At 45.3% G+C, this 23,554-nt stretch carries 18 protein-coding genes; 5 read left to right on the forward strand and 13 right to left on the reverse strand.

From position 1 onward, the window contains the following. Positions 1-438 precede the first annotated feature (438 nt). The 9 genes from ACIGBN_RS16930 to ACIGBN_RS16970 all read right to left on the reverse strand — a co-directional run bounded on the left by ACIGBN_RS16930 (position 439) and on the right by ACIGBN_RS16970 (position 10,684). Complete coding sequence (locus ACIGBN_RS16930; RefSeq protein WP_396666734.1) at positions 439-1,686, reverse strand: O-antigen ligase family protein; 1,248 nt, start codon at positions 1,684-1,686, stop codon at positions 439-441. A 148-nt stretch (positions 1,687-1,834) separates the two neighbouring features. Next, positions 1,835-2,968 (reverse strand): hypothetical protein, encoded by a 1,134-nt coding sequence (locus ACIGBN_RS16935; protein ID WP_396666736.1) that lies wholly within the window; start codon positions 2,966-2,968, stop codon positions 1,835-1,837. Continuing rightward, positions 2,968-4,083, reverse strand: a complete 1,116-nt coding sequence (locus ACIGBN_RS16940; protein ID WP_396666738.1) for a glycosyltransferase — start codon at positions 4,081-4,083, stop codon at positions 2,968-2,970. Before ACIGBN_RS16940 ends, ACIGBN_RS16935 begins: the two co-directional genes overlap by 1 nt. A 233-nt stretch (positions 4,084-4,316) precedes the next feature. Continuing rightward, positions 4,317-5,432, reverse strand: coding sequence for a glycosyltransferase (locus ACIGBN_RS16945; protein WP_396666740.1), 1,116 nt, complete (start codon positions 5,430-5,432; stop codon positions 4,317-4,319). Between the two features lie 47 nt (positions 5,433-5,479). Further along, positions 5,480-6,298, reverse strand: a complete 819-nt coding sequence (locus ACIGBN_RS16950) for a glycosyltransferase (protein WP_396666742.1) — start codon at positions 6,296-6,298, stop codon at positions 5,480-5,482. Positions 6,299-6,339: 41 nt separating this feature from the next. Further along, positions 6,340-7,197, reverse strand: coding sequence for a sulfotransferase family protein (locus tag ACIGBN_RS16955; protein ID WP_396666744.1), 858 nt, complete (start codon positions 7,195-7,197; stop codon positions 6,340-6,342). A gap of 20 nt (positions 7,198-7,217) precedes the next feature. Then, a complete protein-coding gene (locus tag ACIGBN_RS16960) occupies positions 7,218-7,871 on the reverse strand; it encodes a sulfotransferase family 2 domain-containing protein (protein ID WP_396666746.1) in 654 nt (217 codons plus the stop codon). A 21-nt stretch (positions 7,872-7,892) separates the two neighbouring features. Beyond that, positions 7,893-9,176 carry a flippase gene (locus ACIGBN_RS16965; RefSeq protein WP_396666748.1) on the reverse strand — a complete coding sequence of 428 codons (1,284 nt, stop codon included), beginning with the start codon at positions 9,174-9,176 and terminating at the stop codon, positions 7,893-7,895. Between the two features lie 611 nt (positions 9,177-9,787). Further along, entirely contained in the window at positions 9,788-10,684 is an 897-nt protein-coding gene (locus tag ACIGBN_RS16970; protein ID WP_396666750.1) for a hypothetical protein, read from the reverse strand. A gap of 635 nt (positions 10,685-11,319) precedes the next feature. Between ACIGBN_RS16970 and ACIGBN_RS16975 the strand changes: the two genes are divergently transcribed. Continuing rightward, complete coding sequence (locus ACIGBN_RS16975) at positions 11,320-11,685, forward strand: endonuclease domain-containing protein (RefSeq protein WP_396666752.1); 366 nt, start codon at positions 11,320-11,322, stop codon at positions 11,683-11,685. A 73-nt stretch (positions 11,686-11,758) separates the two neighbouring features. Then, the gene (locus ACIGBN_RS16980; RefSeq protein WP_396666754.1) at positions 11,759-11,926 is read left to right on the forward strand and encodes a hypothetical protein; all 168 of its coding nucleotides are present in this window, start codon (positions 11,759-11,761) and stop codon (positions 11,924-11,926) included. Positions 11,927-12,226: 300 nt separating this feature from the next. Here ACIGBN_RS16980 and cysN read toward each other — a convergent pair whose 3' ends face one another. The 3 genes from cysN to ACIGBN_RS16995 form a co-directional block, all read right to left on the reverse strand. Next, positions 12,227-14,128 (reverse strand): sulfate adenylyltransferase subunit CysN, encoded by a 1,902-nt coding sequence (cysN, locus tag ACIGBN_RS16985; protein ID WP_396666756.1) that lies wholly within the window; start codon positions 14,126-14,128, stop codon positions 12,227-12,229. Next, the gene (gene cysD / locus ACIGBN_RS16990) at positions 14,128-15,027 is read right to left on the reverse strand and encodes a sulfate adenylyltransferase subunit CysD (protein ID WP_396666757.1); all 900 of its coding nucleotides are present in this window, start codon (positions 15,025-15,027) and stop codon (positions 14,128-14,130) included. Before cysD ends, cysN begins: the two co-directional genes overlap by 1 nt. A 184-nt stretch (positions 15,028-15,211) precedes the next feature. Next, positions 15,212-16,057, reverse strand: coding sequence for a hypothetical protein (locus tag ACIGBN_RS16995; RefSeq protein ID WP_396666758.1), 846 nt, complete (start codon positions 16,055-16,057; stop codon positions 15,212-15,214). Between the two features lie 151 nt (positions 16,058-16,208). Between ACIGBN_RS16995 and ACIGBN_RS17000 the strand changes: the two genes are divergently transcribed. The 3 genes from ACIGBN_RS17000 to ACIGBN_RS17010 all read left to right on the forward strand — a co-directional run bounded on the left by ACIGBN_RS17000 (position 16,209) and on the right by ACIGBN_RS17010 (position 20,677). Further along, positions 16,209-17,975 (forward strand): SLC13 family permease, encoded by a 1,767-nt coding sequence (locus ACIGBN_RS17000; protein ID WP_396666760.1) that lies wholly within the window; start codon positions 16,209-16,211, stop codon positions 17,973-17,975. A gap of 52 nt (positions 17,976-18,027) precedes the next feature. Beyond that, positions 18,028-18,786, forward strand: coding sequence for a 3'(2'),5'-bisphosphate nucleotidase CysQ (gene cysQ / locus ACIGBN_RS17005; RefSeq protein WP_396666762.1), 759 nt, complete (start codon positions 18,028-18,030; stop codon positions 18,784-18,786). A 445-nt stretch (positions 18,787-19,231) separates the two neighbouring features. Continuing rightward, on the forward strand, positions 19,232-20,677 hold the full coding sequence (locus ACIGBN_RS17010; protein WP_396666764.1) for an MBL fold metallo-hydrolase RNA specificity domain-containing protein: 1,446 nt from the start codon (positions 19,232-19,234) through the stop codon (positions 20,675-20,677). Positions 20,678-20,836: 159 nt separating this feature from the next. Here ACIGBN_RS17010 and ACIGBN_RS17015 read toward each other — a convergent pair whose 3' ends face one another. Continuing rightward, positions 20,837-23,383, reverse strand: coding sequence for an EAL domain-containing protein (locus ACIGBN_RS17015; RefSeq protein ID WP_396666766.1), 2,547 nt, complete (start codon positions 23,381-23,383; stop codon positions 20,837-20,839). Between the last annotated feature and the right edge of the window lie 171 nt (positions 23,384-23,554).

Consider the following 23,554-nt stretch of genomic DNA (forward strand, 5'->3'; position numbering starts at 1 on the left):
AAGTGTTTAGGATTCAAGCAGCCAGCCGTTATCTTTAAACTGATGTGTTTGGCTGCTTGAAGTGAAAAGTGTCGCACTTCGTACTTGAATTCGGGTGTAATGAAGTTATTTTAAAATACCTATTTTCAGGTTGCAAACAATGTGAAGATAACTACACAAAGCCTCCTCTTTTCCCATGCAATACCTCTAACATAAGCTCCCCAAACAGGTTGTTTAAGAAAGACTGTTTAAGGCACACAGTCATCTAAGTTAGCGGGTCAATTCTGTATTTTGGTTAAGGCGTTATGAAAAAGGTTTTTGATTACTATGTCTTAGGATGGCTTGTATAGAGTAATAAGAAGTTGGTTATCGATCATGAAGAGTCGATACGGTGCATGCAATCGTCGCATTACACCCTACCTGTGGTTTCTAGCCGTCTAGTGATGCTCAGGGAGAGCGTTAAGCGGCGGCTGGCCGCTCTTCTCTCTCTGTCCAACGCAGTGCAGCCCAGAAGTAGGCGATGGGGAAGGCAAACATCATCACGCCTATGTTGTGCATAAACATGGTTTGGGTGAGGGCAAAATCCATGTAGCACATGGGGATAAGTGCGCCACCAATGGCGTAAGCTCGTATTCGCCAGTTGTGTTTATATTGACGCAGTTTGTGCAAAAATAGTTTCAAAGGGATGAGGTACATTGCCAGCAACAAGATTAAACCTACGACGCCGCGGGTAGACAGTGCTTGCAGGTATTCATTGTGAGCATGATTATAAGGGACGGCCCTTGGGTTGATCTCACCTAGGGCGGATAACTCGCGCTTAATGGGTTGAACCTGGCTTTCGCCTACGCCTAACATGGGCGCTTGTTGAAACATGTATATTGCCGATTTCCACATATCAAAACGCAAGCCAACTGATGTCGCGCTCTTTGCGCCTTGTGAATAATCAGATATATTGCTGACTGCTTCCCCTACTCGCTTTTGTATGCCTGTCTGCGGGATAGCCACCGCAGCCACCACCATAACCAGCGCGACGGACAACACACTCATAAGGCGTTTTTTACCAAGCAATTCACGGCATTCCCAAAGCAAAAATGCCGTAATTAAAGGCAGCGCAACCCACCCCCCTCGCGAGCCGGACAATACCGAAGTGCCAATACCAGCAAGGCTGCCAACAAGCGCAACGGCTAGCCAATAAAATCGCTTCTGGGAGAAAAAGTAGATACTCGCCACCAAACTAAGCAAGCCCAGCATCATGCCAGTATCACCAAACATAATTGGATGCTCTTCACCGCTGGCTCTGGACACCCCTTCTACTAGCCTTTCATACAAGGCAAGAGCAAACGCCAACAAGGCTCCCACCACAATGCCGTACCACAGCCATTCTTGGTGGCCTTTAGTTCGCAATAAAAGGAACACAACTGGTATCACAAACAGAAAGCGAGAAGGTTTATCTAAGCCCCTCATTTCTAAATGATCGGCTAACGAGAAGAGGATCAAGCTCAAGCCAAAGACAAAAAACGTCCAGATCAGTGCTTTGTCCGCTTTATCAACAGGCTGAGCTAGGGGCTTGAAACAGGACATAGCAAAAGAACAGAGAATAATCAGCAAGGTAGTGACATTGAAGCCTTTTGGGATCCCTATGGCGGCCGCAAAGGTCATTGCGGCTAAGAACCATATAAACCTCGGGAGCGTGACGTGTATTTGCATTGCAATTTTCCAGATTTGCCTTTTATTTACCAGGTGAGTAGAAACAAGGTGAAGTAGAAAGACGATCAATAAAGTGAAACAAAAGGCTGGCTAAACGAGCGCGTCATGGGGAGCTTGGCGCGCTCTTTGATTCGAATAAAAACCTAAGTCAGGCTTCTTCTAAGACATATCGATAGTACTTCACCACATCACTCGGCGACCAACCACTGTAAAAAGCGCGTCCAAAATTCACCACTTCCTTATTGAACAATATGGAGTGTGCGCCACCGGTTGAGTTGATCGTCATAACAAATTCAGAGTCATTCACGATATTTAATAAACTGCCCGCATTGTGTATTTCAATATCATGCAACTGACAGTACCGAATCGTGTCCTTCAAGTGACGTAGATTTTTTTCGGCTGGGTGCAAGCGAACAATCAGTTTTATGTTGCGCTCATTGGCTATTTTTTGGGCTTTTTTCAACGCGGAAAGATTGACTTCTGAGGCCTGGAATACGGTCTGAGAATCAAATTCAACCTGACTAATAAACAAGCAATATTTTTCAGTAATGACAGGTCTTGATTCTCTTGCTATTTTTTTAATCAAACGCTTAGCAATGAAAGCCGATACGGCTATTTTCAAAGACGAAAGAATAGAAGGCTCTGGGTGAATGGTCTTAAACACATAATGACCAAATTTATTCACTATGGCTTCTAGCGCTTTCGAGCGTATCTTCTTCGCTACGTGGGGTGGTGTATAGGTAAACAGGAGTGTTTTTAGTGCTTCCTTGTCTTCCTCTTTAATCACCTCGGTGACTTCAGATACACGAAGAGCATGATCTGAGTCTGCGTTAACACCGGTTTTACTCCATTGGAATTTATTCGGGAAGTTACCGATTTCAAAAAACAAGGATTTGTCTTTTTCAATAAAGGCTTCTACATGACGGAAAGCAAACTGAAAACCCTTAAAAACAAGCAGATGATCATAGTTTGAAAAAACCGTCTCTAGGGCCTTTTTGGTGTCTGCCTGTAAATCATTGCAGATACGTTTGCCTAACTTCACTTCATCGATAGACAGCGGACTTATTTCTAAAGACGCCTCACCTTTAAGCAAAATATTGTCACATTCATAGTTCAAGCTCACATCTTGCTTAGCGTACAGGTAACTGTATAAAGCGGCATGCAGAAAGGTGATATTCTTAATGGACGAGCTCGTTATGATTTTTTTAAAAAATTCATATCTTTCTAAGTCATCTATAAGAATGACAACATTCTTGCCATACAATAAGTCGTGTAACTTCATTATAGTTCACCGAAATAAGTCGTTTTTGCATTGCTAGTTAATACATTTTCATAAAATTTCTGATAAGAAAAAGACATCGCCTGATCCGAGAATTTTTCTTGAGAAATACGTCGAGCCTCATCGCGAGAGGCCTTGTCGAACGATGCAAGCGCAGACCCTATGCAATTCACAAAGGCGTTCTTATCACTCGCCAGAGGAAAGGTTTTAATCGATTTAGGGTATTCCCTTGCCATTTCTGAATGTGACTCTATATCGGATAATATGGCTGGCACGCCGTGCGATAGAGCTTCTAACACCGCATTGGGCAAACCTTCTGATAAAGAGGAAGAAATAAAGTAATCCGCACAAGATAAATACTCAGAAACAGTATTTACATTGCCCATAAACACGATGTGATCGTTGCTGCCTGTCTTACATTCGTCTAATAAAGGGCCATCACCGAGCAGTACTAAGCTGCCTGGGTGAGTGTCAAAATATGTCTTCATCGCGTCTACAAGAAAGCCCATGTTTTTACGAGGGATAAAGCTGCCTGCGGTGACAAATATTGGTTTTTCTAAGTGCTCAAGGTTCACGCTTTCTTGTGTCGCCAAAACGCTCGCCTCTACGCCGTTTTGAATGACACTAGAGGCGATGCCGATATTCGATAATTTAGTGGCAACCGCATGGGAACAAGACACAATGTTTTTGCATCTCTTCAACGCAGACAAGTGTGAGCGCACGGTCAAATGACCTTTAATAAAACCAAATCTAGAAAGATAATCTTCAGGTGGAAAGTTTCTAGAGGTAATGACCCAAGGACATGCCAACTTTATTTTACTTAAATAAAAATCGGCCCTTACGCCTTGGGAATGAATTAGATTAGGCTGATATCCCACAACAAACTCAATTAGCTTTTTTTTGGCTAAAAACATCCCTTGTAAACGACTCAAGCCTAAGCTGCGTGTTTGTACGCCAAGGTGATCAAAACGGGCTTTATCACTGTTTTCCCCTTCCGGTGAAAGGGTTAATACACAGATATCAACGTCGTTTGTGTTTTGATTTTTAATTATATTAAAAAGTTGATTCGTTGGCCCACATTTAGCTAGTGTACTAACGACATACAATATTTTTTTCACGGAAAAGCCTCTTCAATATAACCCCGTAGAAAGAGAGAAACAGCGGTCTATTTATTATAAAAAGACGGATAGAATCGGGGCAATTTACTAACAAGCAAAGCATCATTCAATAGAGGAGAGTTGGATTTACATTAAGTAGCTAAAAAACCATATTAGCCACATATTTTCACCAATATATCGTCAATATAAATTCATAAAGAAAACACATTGGCGGAAATGCTGTTTAAAAATGATTATTTTATTGGCTGGTCCGTGGCTTGTTCATAATACAAGGAGGCAATAGCAGGAACACTGTATTCTAACGATCTTTGATAGGCCCGTTCTATGGCGTCAAGGTTATCAGAGGTCAGTATGTTACTTATCTGCGCAGCAAAAACCGCGGGATCATCGGTGGATAACAAGTGCCCAAACTCCCCGTTATTGAGGATGGATTTGGGGCCACCTGGGCAGTCGAGAGCAATGACCGGCGTCTTACACCACATGGCTTCCACCAGGACATTACCAAAGCCTTCCCAAGATGAGGTAAGCGCAAACACCGATGCCGCTTTATAAAATACAAAGGGGTTATTTTGAAAAGGAACAATCTCAATAACCGCCTCAATACCTAAGAGTTTAGCCAAGCGATTCAAATGGCTTTGTAACCCGCCCTCGCCTAAAACAATCAGCCGAGCACGATTATTTTCTTTATACAATTCACTAAAAGAATATAAAAGAAATTCTTGATTCTTTTGTCTATGCAGGCGCCCTACGTTCAACACCAAATCAAATTTTTCTTTATCAAACCAAGGGTGGGCAGGTTCTGATGCCATTAAGGCATCCTCCTGCGCCGGTAATACTGGATTGCCAATCACGGTTATCTTATTGCTCTCAGTGATTTTATGGGCGATTAAATCTTTTTTGGTGTCGCTAGAATTGGCGATAATAAGATTGGCTTTTTTATAGCTTCTTTTCATCAATGATTTATAAAGTACCCCTTTATAAAAAGGCATTTCTTCGATGGAGTCCATGGTATTGGCTTCACGAAATACCAAGGGTAATTTAAGAAAATACCCTATTGCTCCGACAATAACATTGGTATCTCGTATCACTGAGAAAATAACATCTGATGAGTCTTTCTTTAGTATTTTATAGAGTTTAAAGAAAACATAGCGCCCTCTGGTATTGAGCGCATTCACCTTGACTGACGGGCTAAGCTGACTTGCGTAAGGGCCTTTAGATGACAGCACGATTAAGCTTACCTCTTGACCTACACTGGCGTAATAATTGGCCAGGTTAATCGCTATCTTTTCTGCGCCTCCCCCTAAAAATGACGGGGAGATAATAGTTACTCTATTTCTCTTAACACCCAAAGCGAAACCTCTAATTAGTGATGATTATAATGAAAAGCGAGAAAAACTTAGTGAGTTTTAAACAACTCGAGTCTTTTAATAACATGATCATTATCACAAACCTTAATGCCCAAGTAGGCTTTCAAACGGGTCTTAAACTTGGAAAATAACGCAAACATGAAGTTGTCCCAGGTGCGTATCACTGCCGTCACGGTGTTGGTTCGAGACAGCTCTTCTGGTGTGTTAATCGGGTACACTTGTGCGTTTACCCCAGGAGCAACAAACACTTTAGTCCCCAATGCTAAACTGGCATGGCGGAACCAAAGGTCATCTTGCTTGGGCGCTTCAGTCAAAAATGCCTGGGAAGCGATTATGGAATCCTTTAATAGCTTCTTTCTGTAGACGATACCGGCAATGCCGATCGGAATAAGATGCAACTTGTGTGTACCAGCTTCGGCTAATGGCCAATTCAAATAACTCTGGTATCCGCCAAGAGGGCTATTAACCGGCTTTCTTGCTCGGCCGCAGACGATATCATCAGGGTGCTGTTCAGCGGCTTGTAACAGGTGCTTTAACCAATCCTCTCCATAAATGACATCATCGTCGCAGGTAACCAGAATGTCTTCAGGCGTAATCGAACGAAAAACTGGCAATAGTTTCCTGTAGGAACCGGTGTTTTCAACCCAATTAATGCTCACACCGTTACGCTCCATGGCCGTTAACCAGTCTGGAAGCTGATGCACCCCTTCATCAAGCAGATAAGCGTCTTTAGAAAGGTTCAATACAATATAATCAGGCTTATAACTCTGCTCTAACAGACTCATCAAGGTGTATCTAAGTACGGGCAATCGCTGGTTGATCGCCGTTAATGAAACATAAACAGACATTTTTTACCCTTTAATGCTAACGCGATGTAGTTGTATAGCGGTCATATTGTATAGCCCAGTTGTGCTGCGCTATCGCCACAGATACGGGCGATTTTTTGGTAATTTTCGTCACCGAAAAAAGCCTTTAAATCAGTATCTCGCTTGCCTTTCACCTGATACTGAATATCCAAATATGGCTCTATATCCCCGTGGCTGTGGTAGCCAAGTGCGGTGGACAAGGCGGCTATTGCGGCTTGTTTATCGGCGTTGAAATCTTCATAGCGAATGAGGTGGAATCTATCTTGATTGTCCAAATACACTCTGCTTGCTATGTCCCACCTATGCGCCATAGCGGTGATATAATCTTCTGACGGACGCCCACTCCAGCTGCTGTCTAGGGCCAGCTTCCAGATTTTTATGTTGGTTAAATCTGTATAGGCATCCTGATCTATCCTGGCTTTATCCCCCGGTATCTGCAGCCTATTCAAAACACTTCTAATGGTGCTGAATGGGTCTCTGACCACCATGACAAATTTGGCCTTTGGGTAAAGCGTAACCAGATCCTCATAAAAGTACGTCAGCCAAGGTTCTTTTATCATCTTTTTTGAAAAGTCTTTTTCGTACTTGGCCACAATATCGGAAAAAGGCTGCAACCCGTAGGAAACTCGCAACAGCCAAGCTGGGTCTTTGATCGACTTGAGCAAATCAAGCGTGACCTCTTCGTTGCAGCTTTTGGCCAATAACGCCGCAATCGCCGTTGTGCCAGTTTTTTGAGTGCCTAAAATAAAAATGGGGGATTGGTCTTTCCAAGCGGCAATTTGTTTCGCTTTCTTATTAAAGAGATACTTGTTTCTGACCTTCTTTAACGCGTTTTTTAATATACATTTAATCTTCATAAAACCACTTAGATTAGGATTCAAATCAGGCACTTGTGTTGAAACTATTCAACAGAGTAATCGAGTAATAAATAGTCTTGGGCATATAGCGTAAACATGACGCTCATGACTTGTTCATTGTTGCGAATGGCGCTTAGGTCTTTGCTTTGCTTACCTTTGTTTTCATGTGTCAGATCAACCGTTAAACCAAGTGTCTTCTTAACCCGAGCAAAGTCTTGCTCGATGCACTCAAACTTGCCAACAAAGTCCACCGCCAGTTCATTGTCATTATTTATAATGAAAAACGACTGAGGTAAGAACATCACATGGTTTCTATATAACCCCTTACCTAATCCATTAATGACAAAATCCTCAAACCCTGAGAATGTCTTTAGCTTGTCAGCGGTCACCAAATCGTGTGTTTGGTTCCCACCTTTTACTAGGTATTCATAGGCAGAGTAGGCTCTGTCTAAAGGGTCTCTCACAAACGCAAATTTAAAATAGGTTTCAAACTTTTTGGCGTTGGCTTTTTTATAAACAAGCCAAGGGAGGTGATCTCTGCCCTCAACCCCTTCTTTGCCCAACGCTTGTAACACAGACGTACCTGCGGCTTTTGGTATGTGTATAAAAATGCACTTTGTTCTATCTTGGTACTTTCTATAAGGGAACCGGTAACGACCAAAAAACGCCTTGTCAAAATAGTGAGCGATGGACTTCATACTTCTCCTAGTACTTTCACTTTAGATAGCCCCTGGCACGACTTTTAGCCTTATGAAAACCAATCTAGCCAATAAGAAATTCGATATAACAAGACTAATAGACACACTGATCGCAGCTCCTACAGCCCCATACATCGGGATCAATATAGAACACATCAACACATTAGAGATAACCGCCACGACCTGGCCTTTCAAGGTGTCTTTTTCATGGCCACTCATGGTTAAGAGATAGGCCAAGGAGCCAAAAAATACATTTACCAATTGCCCAATGATCAAAATCACCATAGGACCGTAAGTGATGTCTAAATAACTTTCACCGAACACCACGCGGATAATAAACTCGCCAAAAAACACCAGTACCGCCGCAATAGGCAACGCCACCAGCAAACCTCCTCGGGCCGACTGCTTGGCCAATTTTTGCAGCAAGCTTGTATTATTGTCGCGAAATGCTCGCACGATCTGAGGCGCAATGATCAGGTTCACAATGGTCAATGAGAGCGTAACAAACTGCCCACCTCTTTCCGCCACTCGCATCGCAGCGACCTGCTCATCCGCACTAAACATCCCCAGCAAAAAGATACCGATTTTTGTGTTGAAGGTATTCACAAGCGCCAAAACAGTAAACGGCAACAGACTCCTCGCCCATTTAGCCCTAGTATAAATAGGCCGGTGTAAACGAGAGATAGAAGGCTGAACCTTCAAAAACAACCAGCTAGAAACAACAAAGGTCGCACCGTATGAAATGACTTGCGCCCACACCGCATGCAAAGGGTCCAGAACTTGGTAGAACAACAAACTGGCTAGGGTCAAAAGAAGAAAACAAGGCTGTACAATGGTGACAGGAACTTCAGAATAAAAAGGCAAGCCCAAGCCTTTAACCGTGCCACTGCGCACTGCGTTAAAGCCAATCACCGGAATCATCAAAATAGCGATAGGCAACAAACGCCACTTACTGCCCTCAGCCATCGCATCCGTGAAATACGCTATTGCCCAAATGACACAAACCAACAAAACAGCAAGCGACACGACCCAAACAAACGCCGTGCGCATCATCCCCCTGTACAACCCCCATTTCTCTTGTTGTACAAAACCTGCTATTTCACGGGTCAGCAACTTAGGAAGACCACCATTAACCGGCAACGCCAGCAAAGGAATTAACGCCATCACAAACGAATATTGGCCAAAACCTTCAGGGCCCAATGAACGCGCTAAAATCACGCTTATCACAATACTAAGCGGAATATTTAATACTCGAATCGTGCCTAAGCCGAGATAATTTCTTATAAAATGTTTTTTTGCTGTCAAAGTCACTTCTCAATTAACTAACGGCCAAAAGTGCTACATCATCCAAATTCGCCTCTTACTAACGACGATCTAAAACAGCCTTGTCATGAGATTTTTCACAAAAATAGCAAACAAGTTTGTGGCTAATCACATCGAAAGGTATGGATAGTGTAAATTCCCTAAGAGTTAGCGTTCACATGATGAACAATAATAAAACACCTCTAGAACTAGACAAATAATGACAGCGAAAAATATCCGTAAAAACCACTGACAAAACTAGAAATAGCCAATGATCTAAGTCTTGTGGGTTGGCCTTTAGGCCAAATACCGCGGAGTTATAACCCCCCCAAAATACGTGACACGTGCAATTAACTTGATGATTTAAGGGAAGAGTATCACTCATCATTTGGACTTTAACCGATAATTGGTTTTATCCAATCTCCAGCTATTGGCCTAAAGGCCAACCCACCAGTAACAAGCGCCAGTAACATAAAATCGCCTCCGTGCCATTCATGTGCCCGCTTCGCGGCCATCGACACATTGCGCTTCGCTGATGATGCCCTACGATATGCGGCCCAACCAAACGTCGGATGAAACGAGGAACAAGGCGTAATCCGACGTTTGGTTGGGCGTTAGAACAAACGCTCGCCATTTAAATATTCATTTTCTAAGCGCTCATTGCTGGCTTTATATTCTGCAAACAAGGCTTTTTTTTCTTCTGCAGAAATCGGCTTTGGCTGGTTCATAAAGCGGGGAAACCATTTAGACAAATAAGTAGACAACCTAGACCCAACCACCCTAAAGGCTTTCTGAGTCACAATGAACCGCCCTAACTTATAACGATTCACCCTTCTAATAAATTCAATATAACGCCACGAATAGCGAGCGTTCAGAGATTGTTTACGGGTTTGAAAGCCATCAAAGGAAGGAATGCCTAAAATAGACAAAAAACGAACCAACAAACCTTCTCGCTTATCCCTGTCATAACTCGTAATGGTTATCGCCTCTCTACCAAAAATAGCCGCATAGCGCCCAACAAAACCATAATAATCTAGACTCTCGGCTTCGATATCCTCTATGGTTTCAGAAAAGCCAATCAACCCCTTCTTCACCCGTTCCGCATAACGCGACTCTTGAAAATCATCTTGTCGACGTAACGACATAATAACCTCCACCTCATAACCAGAAAACACCGCGCGAATCGCCTGCAATTGATCATCTGATAAATTAGGACGAGACAACACCTCCGAAGACAACAACACAGTATGACAACGACGCGCAACCGCCTCCTCCATCATCAAAGAAACATCTGTAGGATCTATCGGCTTGCCTGTAGTGATGAAAGGAAGAAAGAAGCTATGATGATTATTGTTTCGTTTGTGCCGACCAATACGAGGATAAAGAATGCCATATTTCTTTGATAACAAATCTTCGTTCAAGGCCAGAAAATGCTGAACCGACGTCGTCCCTGTCTTATGACGACCAACATGCAACACAAACTTAGGCACAACCACCTTCTCATCCTTCATAAAATACACAACCCCAAGCACAAAACTAACAGAGAACAATAACAAGCAAACATGTGCCTAATAGCGCTGAAAAGTATGAATACTGTAAAGCCCGCCCTTACTTCAAGGGGGAGCTGGTGGGGGTTTTCGGGCTTGGGCTTGGGCTGGTTCTGGTTCTAGTTCTGCTCTCCCCCTTACTTCAAGGGGGAGCTGGTGGGGGTTTTCGGGCTGGCACTGGCACTGGTTCTGGTTCTGCTCTCCCCCTTACTTCAAGGGGGAGCTGGTGGGGGTTTTCGGGCTGGTTCTGGTTCTGGTTCTGCTCTCCCCCTTACTTCAAGGGGGAGCTGGTGGGGGTTTTCGGGCTGGTTCTGGTTCTGGTTCTGGTTCTGGTTCTGGTTCTTAGATCTTCAGCCCACCCGAGTTTCCATTTTGGCGTTTTTTTGAAAAATAAGCAGGAAGGCCCAAAGACAAAAAAGTTCAAGTGACAGTAACAGTGCATAACCCCCTCCAACTCCCCCTTGAAGAAAAGGGGGAGAGCTAAGAGCAAGACCTGTACGGCTGCCGCTTGGAGCAAGCTGGATTTTGCGCTGTTTCTTTTCTTCACAGCGGCGACTAGGATTAAGGTTATAGGTGTTAAATAGCAAGGAGGCTATGAAATGAAGGATAAGGTGTTCAATATCAAGCAGCATAAGGCGCTACGCAAAAGACTTCGAGGTGCTATGCCACACCCGGAGTTGTTACTGTGGCAGCGTCTAAGGGGGCAGCAGTTAGGGGTTAAGTTTAGAAGGCAACATGGTATTGGCTCTTACATCGTTGATTTTTATTGTCCTGAAAAATGTTTGGTCATCGAGTTAGATGGAGACAGTCATTACACAGATAAAGCACCGAATTTGGATAAGAAACGTGATGGGTATTTGAGTTCAAAATGCATGCTCGTATTACGTTTTACTAATGTCGAAGTGAATGAAGAGCTAGACGCAGTGGTTGATAAAATAGCTAACGCAATGGGAGCAATGGATTAGGTAAAGAAAACCCTAACCTGAAACTGGCTCTTAGGCTGTCACTGGCTCTCCCCCTTACTTCAAGGGGGAGCTGGTGGGGGTTTTCGGGCTTGGGCTGGTTCTGGTTCTAGTTCTGCTCTCCCCCTTACTTCAAGGGGGAGCTGGTGGGGGTTTTCGGGCTTGGGCTGGTTCTGGTTCTGGTTCTGGTTCTGGTTCTGGTTCTGGTTCTGGTTCTGGTTCTGGTTCTGGTTCTGGTTCTTAGATCTTCAGTCCACCCGAGTTTCCATTTTGGCGTTTTTTTGAAAAATAAGCAGGAAGGCCCAAAGACAAAAAAGTTCAAGTGACAGTAACAGTGCATAACCCCCTCCAACTCCCCCTTGAAGAAAAGGGGGAGAGCTAAGAGTAAGACCTGTACGGCTGCCGCTTGGAGAAAAGGGGGAGAGCTAAGAGCAAGACCTGCTCCGCTGTCGCTTGGGTTGTGGGTATAAAAAAGCCGGGGCGTTTTCACGCTCCGGCTTGGTTTTGCTTAGTTTTCGTTGTTATGACTTGTTAAAGCCATGTTTTATACGTAATGATGCTCTATTAGGTATTCAACTACTCTATCTGCGCAGTCTTCTGCAGAGGTTTCGTTGGTATTGAGCACACACTCTGCGTCCGTTGGTTCTTCATAAGGCGAGTCGATACCGGTGAAGTTTTTCAGCTCACCACGACGCGCTTTACGATATAAGCCTTTTACGTCACGCTCTTCGGCCACTTCTAGTGAGGTGTTGACGAAGACTTCGACAAATTCGCCGTCTTCGACCATTTCTCTGGCCATGGCGCGTTCTGCTCTGAACGGTGAAATAAATGCAGTGACGACGATTAAGCCAGCATCGACCATGAGTTTCGCGACTTCAGAGATGCGGCGGATGTTTTCCACGCGATCTTCGTCTTTAAAGCCTAGGTCTTTGTTTAGACCGTGGCGTATGTTGTCGCCATCAAGCAAATAGGTGTGCTGACCCATGGCGAACAATTTCTTCTCAACCAAGTTGGCAATGGTCGATTTACCCGCACCCGACAAGCCAGTCAGCCAGATAATACATGGCTTCTGTGCTTTTTGTTGTGAGCGCGCTTCTTTTGCCACGTCCACATGCTGCATGACTATGTTTTGACTACGACGCAAGGCGAAGTTGATCATACCCGCGCCCACGGTATTGTTGCTTAAACGGTCGATCAAGATGAAGCCACCGGTGTCGGCGTTGTCTAGGTATTTATCAAAGGCGATCGGCTGATCCAAGCTAACGGTACACACACCAATGCCATTTAAATCCAGGTGCTTCGCCGCCAGGTGCTCCATGGTGTTGATGTTGACCTGATATTTGATGTCCATGACAGTCGCCGATACGGTTTTCGTGCCGACTTTCATCAAGTAAGTACGACCTGGCATTAATGGCTCTTCGTGCATCCACACCATGGTGGTTTCAAATTGTTTCGCCACTTCTGCAGGCTCAACCGCATCCACCAGCACGTCTCCACGAGACACGTCGATTTCGTCGGCCAAAGTGATGGTTACTGATTGACTGGCAACCGCCTCTTCTAAGTCGCCGTCTTTTGTGACGATACGCGCGATGCTGCTTTCTTTACCGGATGGCAGCACACGAAGTTTCATGCCTGGCTTGATAATACCGCTGGCGATTTGGCCAGAGAAACCACGAAAATCTAGGTTAGGACGATTTACCCACTGCACTGGCATGCGGAAAGCTTGCTTCTGCAGGCGCTGTTCATCGATTTCAACCGATTCCAAAAAGCCCATCAAGGTCGTGCCACGATACCAAGGCATCGCACTGCTTTGCGACGTAATGTTGTCGCCTTTAAACGCCGACATCGGGATAAAGGTTACGTTTTCTATGCCTACTTGCTTAGCAAACGCAGAGTACTCTTCGACAATGGCGTTGTAGGTTTTTTCTGAGTAGTCCATCAGGTCCATCTTATTCACCGCCACAACAACGTGACGAATACCAATAAGCGAGACCAAGTAACTGTGACGACGGGTTTGCGGAAGAATGCCTTTACGAGCGTCGACCATCAAGATCGCCACATCCGCAGTGGATGCGCCGGTTACCATGTTACGGGTGTATTGCTCGTGCCCAGGTGTGTCCGCAACGATAAACTTACGGCGATCCGTAGAGAAAAAGCGATAGGCAACGTCTATGGTTATGCCCTGTTCACGCTCTGCAGCCAAGCCATCCACCAGCAAGGCGAAATCGATGTTTTCACCTTGCGTACCAAACTTGCGAGAATCCGACTCTACCGCCGCTAACTGGTCTTCAAACAGCATTTTAGATTCAAATAACAAACGACCGATCAGCGTACTTTTACCATCATCAACGCTGCCACAGGTAATAAAGCGCAATAGGTTTTTGTTCTGATGGTTTTCCAAATATTGGTTAATATCTGTTTCAATCAAATCCGATACATGAGCCATTAGAAATATCCCTCTTGCTTTTTCTTCTCCATGGAAGCGGCAGAATCATGGTCAATCATGCGACCCTGGCGCTCAGATGTTTTGGTTAACAACATTTCTTGAATGATGGCAGGCAAGGTGTCGGCTTCTGATTCCACCGCTCCAGTCAATGGGTAACAGCCCAATGTTCTAAAGCGCACACTCTTCATCATCGGCACTTCGCCTTCTTTAAGCGGCATGCGTTCGTCGTCTACCATGATCAAGGTGCCGTCACGCTCCACAACCGGACGCTCTTTTGAGTAATACAGCGGCACAATCGGGATGTTTTCTAAATGGATGTATTGCCAAATATCCAGCTCTGTCCAGTTAGAAATAGGGAAAACACGGATCGATTCACCCGTATTTTTACGAGTGTTATATTGCTTCCAGATTTCAGGTCGCTGGTTTTTCGGGTCCCATCGATGGTCTGCAGTACGGAACGAAAAAACCCGTTCTTTAGCACGGGATTTTTCTTCATCACGACGAGCACCACCAAACGCCACATCGAACTTATGCTCGTTTAACGCTTGCTTTAACCCTTCGGTTTTCATGATGTCAGTATGAGTTGCTGAGCCATGATCAAACGGGTTGATGTTTTTCGCGATGCCATCTGGGTTGGTATGAGTTATCAACTCCAGACCAAGGTCTTCGACCATCTTGTCGCGGAACTGATACATCTCTTGGAATTTCCAGCGAGTATCCACGTGTAACAGAGGAAAAGGTGGCAATGAAGGGTAAAACGCCTTCATGGCAATGTGCAGCATTACGGCACTGTCTTTGCCTATCGAGTAGAGCATGACTGGGTTATCGGCTTCTGCCACAACCTCCCGCATAATCTGAATACTTTCCGCCTCAAGGCGTTGTAAATGCGTTAACAACATATCCGTTCCTTTTGGTTCTATGTTTCACTTTTCGGTCTAAATTCAACGTCGGTCTAGATTCAACGATTGTCGCTCTACACTCAAAGCGCACTTTTCTTAACGTAATCTTTGCTTAACCCACAACTTCTTAAATAAATAGTTCTTAACTCAACCGCCCTATAGATAAAAACAGCAGCAATAAGCCTCACTCTACTCTCTCTGGCAATTTCCATTGTGCGAACAAAAAGCACCTGTTTTTATGCGCTACTTGCCACGTCGCTAACTTGCGATATCGCGCTAAAGAATCGGTTTTAATCACCACAAACACAGGCTTTTCTGGGCTCGCCTCTTGTACCAGTACGTTCAATTGTTCCACCAAAGAGGTCTCGGACAACGCCGACTCTGTTGCATTAACCAGCGTGCTAGAAGGCTCTGCAGGCGGCCTAATGTAAACAGCAAAGCGTCTTTCACCGCGGCGGTCTTGGGTGTAAAACACGCACGTATCACCCATTGGGTAAAACCCCAACACCAAGCGCTTACTTTTGGCTAACAAAGCCTGCGTCTCTAATGTGAGCGCGGATTCTGCGACGAGCGCACATTCTGACTCTGCCATTGATGTCGCATTGTTCTGATCAGCAGCGAGGGCGATAAACTGCGCCATTTTCTCAAACACCACTTTGTGATCTTGTTCTGGCAACAGCTGATTTAGTCGGCGTAATAAGGTCTTTTTACTGATTGCCTTATGATGACGCTGATAAACCGCCAATAACGAATCCACAGAACAAAAAGTATGCTGCTCTTGAAAACAAACCTTCATCACTTGCAAAAGCGTGTCATTGATATGTTTTGCGCTTTTCTTTATCGAGGGTTTACGGCCTCGTTCACCTGGCTCTAAGCCTTGCCAGCCAAGCGTTTTAAAGCGCGACATGGCACTGACAATAGTCGGCACAGACAGCCCAGTTTTGGCCTTTACTTGAGCCAGACTTAAGCCACCGAGGCGTAATCGCACCGCTTCACGCTTTTTATTTGTCAGTTCATTAACCGGTCGCATTCTTCAACATTCACACTAAAGATTGAGATCTTATAGGTAATTGCGTAGTATCTCAATGCGTCTATAAAAGTTATTTTGTCTCGATATTAATTTCATAACGATAAAGCATCACTACGACACTAGATCGGCCGCTAGAAGGAATAGCAACAACATGGAAATGATGGTCACACTGGCTCTTATTACAGCGGTGTTTATTACGCTGGTGTCAACGCGCATCGCCGCCGATGTCATTCTTATGACCGCCATGGGGTTATTGATTATTTCTGGCGTACTAACAGTAGAAGAAGGGCTAGCAGGCTTTGCCAACCCAGGCGTGATGACCATCGCCATCTTATACATAGTCGCCGCCGGCCTACAAGAAACCGGCGCCGTACAATGGCTGAGTAAATACTTACTCGGCTCTCCAAAAGGATTAAAAGCCGCTCTTGCTCGGCTCATCATCCCCAGCGCCCTGCTAAGCGCTTTTATGAACAACACCGCCGTCGTGGCCATGTTTATTCCTTCCGTGCAGGACTGGTCTAAGCGCATTAAACTGCCCACCTCAAAGCTCCTCATACCCTTAAGCTATGCCGCCATTTTGGGCGGTACCTGCACGCTCATTGGCACCAGCACCAATCTTGTGGTGGACGGTTTATTGCAAAAAGAACTAGGCATTCACCTAAACATCTTCTCGTTACTCTGGGTGGGCTTACCCATCACTGTGGTCGGCGGATTACTGCTCTTTATCTTCTCTAAGCAGCTACTACCCAATCGTGAAAGCACCTTAGAACAGGCCGATAACGCCCGCCAATATGGTGTTGAAATGCGTGTCCACCATGGCAGCACCTTAATCGGGAAATCCATTGAGAACGCAGGATTGCGAGCCTTACAATTCGGCTATTTATTTGAGATCCATCGCGAAGGAACCTTATTATCGGCGGTTGGTTCTGAAACCCAACTGTATGAAAACGATGTATTGGTCTTTATCGGGTCACCAGAATGCGCCCGCGAGATACAAAACATCCAAGGGCTAAAACCCGTCGACGGCGGCGCCGACGTATTAGAAATAGAACACAACAAACGCTGCTTAGTTGAAGCCGTCATCGGCCCTGAATTTGTGGGTCTGGACTTAACCATCAAAGAAGCCAAGTTTCGCACACGCTTTCAAGCGGCTGTGCTGTCTGTCTCCCGTAAGGGATACCGCATCAACAGTAAAATAGGCAACATTCGTCTACAAGTAGGCGACACACTGCTACTGGAAACCAGCCAAGACTTCGTCGGCCAATATCGCTCGCGTCGAGATTTTTTACTGGTGAGCGCCATCAACGATTCAACCCCCCCTAATTTTGACAAAGCACCATTAGCGGTGGGTTTGCTATTGGGCCTAGTATTGCTCAGCGCGACCGGCTTACTAAGTATTTTAGAAGCGGCCATGCTGTGTGCCGCGGCCATGCTTGCCACCCGCTGCATCTCAGTCACCAAAGCCCGTCGTAACGTCAACCTCAATGTTATTACCGTGATTGCTGCGTCCTTCTCACTCGGCGCCGCCATGAGCAAAACGGGCGCCGCAGAGCTAATTGCATCACACCTGGTTGCCTGGGCTCCCCACTCGCCTTGGCTGTCTCTGGCACTGGTGTACCTTATTACGGTTATTTTCACTGAAATGATCACCAACAATGCTGCCGCGGTGTTAATGTTTCCAATTGCTGTCGCCACCGCCAACCAGCTCGGCAGCGATCCACTGCCCTTTGTGGTTACTATTATGGTGGCGGCATCGGCCAGCTTCATCACCCCAATTGGCTATCAAACCAACTTAATGGTCATGGGTCCTGGGGGGTATAAAACACGGGATTTTATCAAAGCAGGCTTACCAATAAGTCTTGCGGTGGGCGTAACCACCATTCTACTCATCCCTTTTATTTGGCCATTTAACGGCTAACAACACACATTTAAGCAATCAATCACGATAGAGCACACGAAAAGGACATCTTATGGAAGCAACAAACAAACAAGCCATCATCGACCTTGCCATCCAAGCTGGCAACGCCATTATGGAAATTTACCAAAAAGACTTCGCCGTATACGACAAAAGTGACGCCAGCCCACTGACCGAAGCCGACCTAGCCGCCCACCACCTTTTGGTAGAAGGCCTAGAGCGCCTTACAGACTACCCAGTGCTGTCAGAAGAATCGTCTGAAGAAGTCAAAAAAGAACGCCTGAATTGGGACGAATACTGGCTCATCGACCCGCTTGACGGCACCAAAGAATTTGTCAAAAAGAACGGCGAATTTACCGTTAACGTGGCGTTAATCCAACAGGGCAAACCGACTTTTGGCGTTGTTTACGCCCCAGCGCTTGAAACCCTGTACGTGGGCGACGCCCAAACGGGCGCCTACAAACAAGAAAACGGCAAAGCCGCTGAGCCCATTACAGTAAGAGCCAAGCCAGCACAAAAAAGCGACTTCGTCATCGTCGGCAGCCGCTCCCACCAGAGCGACGAATTTAAAGCCTTTATTGCTGACTACCCAGGCGCCGACATTATCAGCATGGGCAGCTCACTGAAACTCTGCCTCGTCGCCGAAGGCAAAGCCGACATCTACCCACGCCTTGGCCTCACCTGTGAATGGGACACCGCCGCCGCACACGCCGTTGTCGAAGCCGCCGGAGGTCAAGTACTCCACGCCGAAACTGGACAGCCACTGCAATACAACAAAGAAAACCTACTCAACCCATTCTTTATTGTTAAGTAGTCCAGATTTTGTATAGTGTTGGGCTGTTTTTTTACAGACTGGGATACCTAAAAAAGAGCGGCCAGTAACTGGAGATTTGATGTCTCAGGTGTAGGTTGAAGCCGAAACTACAGGTGGTGTTTGATTGTTGAAAGCATCGAGTTAATCACACGTGTCATGTATACAAGAACACCCCCTCCAACTCCCCCTTGAAGTAAGGGGGAGAGCAAGACCTAGTTCATCGGCTTAAAGTTGAGTGGCAATCGGGCTAAAGCCACGACCCACAAGAGAAAGACTGTTTGGCTGAGCCTAGTTTTTGTGGGCTGGGACACCTAAAAAGGAATGATCAGCCACAAGACCTAGTGCATCGGATAAAGTTTCGGCATGCCGATCCATAAGGGCGGGCATTTGGTTGATGTATTGACTATTCTTTAGCTACCTTACTAACAATACAGAGGGATTTTGTATGTTAACGATTAAACATCATGGGGCGGTTCAAGGGGTAACGGGGTCTTGTCATGAGTTGTTTATTGATGAGCAACAGTCTGTTTTGATCGATTGTGGTTTGTTTCAAGGAGCAGAGACATCAGGTTCTGGCGCAGGGGCGAATCGTCTTGAAATCGATTTTGATCTTAGCGCTGTGCAAGCCTTGCTGGTGACGCATGTGCATATTGACCATGTGGGTCGTTTGCCTTATTTGCTGGCGGCTGGATTCCATGGGCCGATTTACTGCTCCAAGCCGAGTGCCGAGCTGCTGCCTTTGGTGATTGAAGATGCGCTAAAAGTCGGTGTCACTCGTAACGCCAGTATTATTCGGGCTTGTTTAACAAGGCTGGCTTCGCAGATAGTGCCTATGGACTATGGCGAGTGGATTAAGATTCCCCTAACCAGAGATCAATCCACCCAAGTACAACTCAAACTTTATCAAGCAGGCCATATCTTAGGGTCGGCTTATGGGGTCTTTAGAGTCAAAAGCCCTGCTGTTAAAGCCAGCGGAAGACGCTATCACGATGTGTTGTTTTCTGGAGATCTGGGCGCGCCCTATTCGCCGTTACTCAATGCGCCCAAGTCACCCTATCGTGCCGATCAAGTGGTCATCGAAAGCACCTATGGCGATCGCAATCACGAGAACCGCTCCCTGCGCCGTCGTAATTTACAACAAAGTATCGAACACGCCCTAAGCGACGCTGGCACTGTGTTAATTCCTGCTTTTAGTATTGGCCGCACTCAAGAGTTGCTCTATGAACTTGAGCACATTATTCATCAAAATACATCCAAGACCATCAGCCATACGCGATCTGGCAAATCGATCCGCTGGGAAGACATCGACATTATTATCGATTCGCCTCTCGCCAGTAAATTTACCGAGGTGTATAAATCCTTAAAAGACTATTGGGATAAAGAGGCAAAAGTGCGCGTTAAAGCGGGCCGCCACCCACTTAGCTTTGAACAAGTCACCACCATAGACAGCCATGAAAACCACCTGCAAACGGTCGACTATCTCAAACGGCAAACGCGCCCAGCGATCGTCATTGCCGCTTCAGGCATGTGCGCTGGCGGGCGCATGGTAAATTACCTAAAAGCCCTCTTGGGCGATGCTCGAAACGATGTTCTCTTTGTAGGCTACCAAGCCGCTGGCACACCAGGTAGGGACATATTGCGCTACCATGACAAAGCCGGTGGCTACGTTATTTTTGACGGAGTTAAATACCCGATTCAAGCACAAGTTAAACAGATAAGTGGCTATTCTGCCCACGCTGGGCAAAAGGATTTGATCCACTTTATTAAACGTATGCGCGTTAAGCCTCAGAAGGTACATATAGTCCACGGCGACGATACTGCAAAAGCAAGATTGAAGATGTTACTAGAAGAAATGTATCCTGAAATGAAGGTCATTATACCAAGCGAATAAGTCAACAAAAGGTGTTTTAAGCGCGTCCAACGTGAGTTAACTTCCCAGAGCACTTAATTCCCTGAGTACTTAATTCCCTGAGTACTTAAATAGTGCTGTACAAAAGCAGCTGACGCTTCGCCCGGCTAAGATTAGGAGCCGGACAAAGCGGTGGCCTTGCTACACGTTAATGGGGATGTTTCGAATCCAAGTTTCTATTTCCACCGGATTTAAAGGCTTTGAGAACAAGAATCCCTGCGCCACATGGTAGCCTTGATTTTTCAGGATTTTATATTGCCCTTGACGCTCTATGCCTTCTGCCACTACGTCTAGGTTAAGACTCTCGCCTATTTGTAATACCGCCTTACTCAAGGCTCTGCCGGTTTCGCTCTGCTCCAATTCATTGACAAAGCTTTTGTCTAATTTCAGCTCTTTTATTGGAATGCGTCTTAAATAACTTAACCCTGAGTAACCGGTGCCAAAATCATCGATGGAAAAATCTATGCCTTGGTCGTGGATATCATGCAAGACCTTCATCGTATTAGGATTGGTGTCTAAAAAGACACCTTCAGTGAGCTCTAATGTGATGTCCGATGCCTTAAGATTGTGTGAATCTAACTCCGACATAATGACACTGCATAGATCCATATTATGGAAGTTGATCGGTGATAAATTGACCGAGATAGAAGGAATCGCAACGCCCTTGTTGCGCCAAATAGCCATTTGTTTACAGGCCGATCGTAGCGCCCAATTACTGAGATCCCCAATCAAGCCACATTCTTCTGCTAAGGGAATAAATTTCCCTGGAGACACGGACCCAAACTTGGGGTGATGCCATCTTGCTAACGCTTCCACACCATAAAGAGAGCCGTCTTTCATATTCACTTGAGGTTGATACGCCAGCTGTAACTCATCGTTTTCTATCGCTTTTTGGAGCTCTATTTCTAGTTCTTGGCGCTCTTGAGCAAGCTGATTCAGTTCATGACTAAAAAAGGCAAAGCGCCCTTTCCCTGATGTTTTCGCTTGGTACATGGCCATGTCCGCGCGATGTATTAAGGTACCAATGTCGTGCCCGTCATCTGGGTAAGTACTCACCCCGATGCTCACGGAAGGCGATACTTTCAGCCCCGGCAGCTGCACAGGCTCTGCAATACATTGCTTTAATTCTTCAATAAAGTTATTGAGCTTAGCTTGAGTTTTGTATTTTGTAATCACCACAAACTCATCGCCAGACAGTCTACCGGCGATGTCTCTGTCTGCGCATTTTTTGCTGATGCGAGCCGCGACTTTTTGCAAAAATAAATCGCCAGCAGGGTGACCTACTGAGTCATTGATTTGCTTAAATCTGTCCATATCCAAAAACAACACGGCCAATGTTTGCTGCGCAGCTTCTACTGCTCTTAGCGCGTGTTCTGCTTCTGCATGAAGTAGGCTACGATTTGGCAACTTGGTCAAACTGTCGTAATACGCAAGATGACGTATGTCTTGACGTTGTTTCTCGCGCTCAATCGCAAGCCCGCATAAAGGTGATAACACACTTATTAAAAGGTGGTCGATTTCAGACGGTTCTTGATGCTCTTTACGATAAAACGCGATCACGCCGGTCGCTTCTCCACCCTTACTTTTGATTGGCGAAGACCAGCAGCTTTTTATGCCTAATGGAAGAATGTACTCTTTATAATCTGCCCAGAGTGGGTCTGTGGCAATATCTGAGGCCAATACGGCCTGTTGCCGATAGGCAGCCGTTCCAGAGGACGCGACCCCTTCTCCAATTTGCATATCGTTTAGTACTTTTCGGTAATCCGCTGGCAAAGTAGGCGCGGCCAACAGCTGAAGCCGCTTCTCTTCATCTACTTTTAGAATCGCAGGGATGATGGTTTTGTCTATTTTTATTACTTCCTTACAAGCCACTTCCATAATCACTTCAAGCGGCTTATCTTTGGCAATCGCACCTAAAATGTTCGCGTGCAACACTTCGTGAAGTTTGGTTGCTGTAATCTCAGACATGATGGTGACGATATTTGTGAGCTCTCCGGCGTCGCTAAACACAGGGTTGGCCATTATGGAACACCATAATTCTCGGCCGTCTTTGCCTAGCACTGGCGCTTCTAGCTTGACGGCTTCGCCTTTTAGTAAACTTGCTCTGATGTCGGCCACTTTATTGCCATAGGAAACGGGGGCAATCACAGAAATGGGAGAGCGACCAAGAACATCCTCTTCTTGGTAACCTAAAATATTAATGAAGCCTTTATTGATATAAGTAATATGCCATTGGTTGTCTGTAATAAAGATGGCGTTATCGGTTTTATCTGTTACCAGAGACAGCATTTCTATCCGCTTGCGCTGTAACATGGTGTCTGTTATGTCTTTTACAAAAGCGGTATATAAAATTTTCCCATCCATTTCTACTTTAGAAAGAGAAAACGACCCCCATTTTATTGAGCCATCTTTACGAACAATTTCAATATCTCGACTCATGCCAACAATTTTATTCACGCCCGTTTCTCTATTGGCATTCACAAGTTTGTCATGGTTTGGCTTAATATTATCTGGCACCAGGATTTTGACGTTTTTGCCTATCACTTCGTCATGAGAAAAGCCCCAAAGCTTCTCCGCCGCTTTATTATAAAGAATAATATTATTTTGGGAGTTGATAACAACCACCGCATCCATTGCTTGCTCTAACGTTTGGACAAAAAGGTTAGATAAGTATTCCTTGGCTGGCATAAATCCTCTGCTCACATGAAATCAAAACTTGTATTTTGCAACCGCCTACCTTTTCCAATCGATACGCTTAAACAGGTAATATACAAGACCTGACTTCACTATTTTGGGCAGACTTCAGATATTTTTACACAGTTTTCAATTAATTAGAATCAAAAGGATCAAGACGATTAA

The organism is Marinomonas sp. NPDC078689, assembly GCF_044542435.1.
Taxonomy (GTDB): domain Bacteria; phylum Pseudomonadota; class Gammaproteobacteria; order Pseudomonadales; family Marinomonadaceae; genus Marinomonas; species Marinomonas arenicola.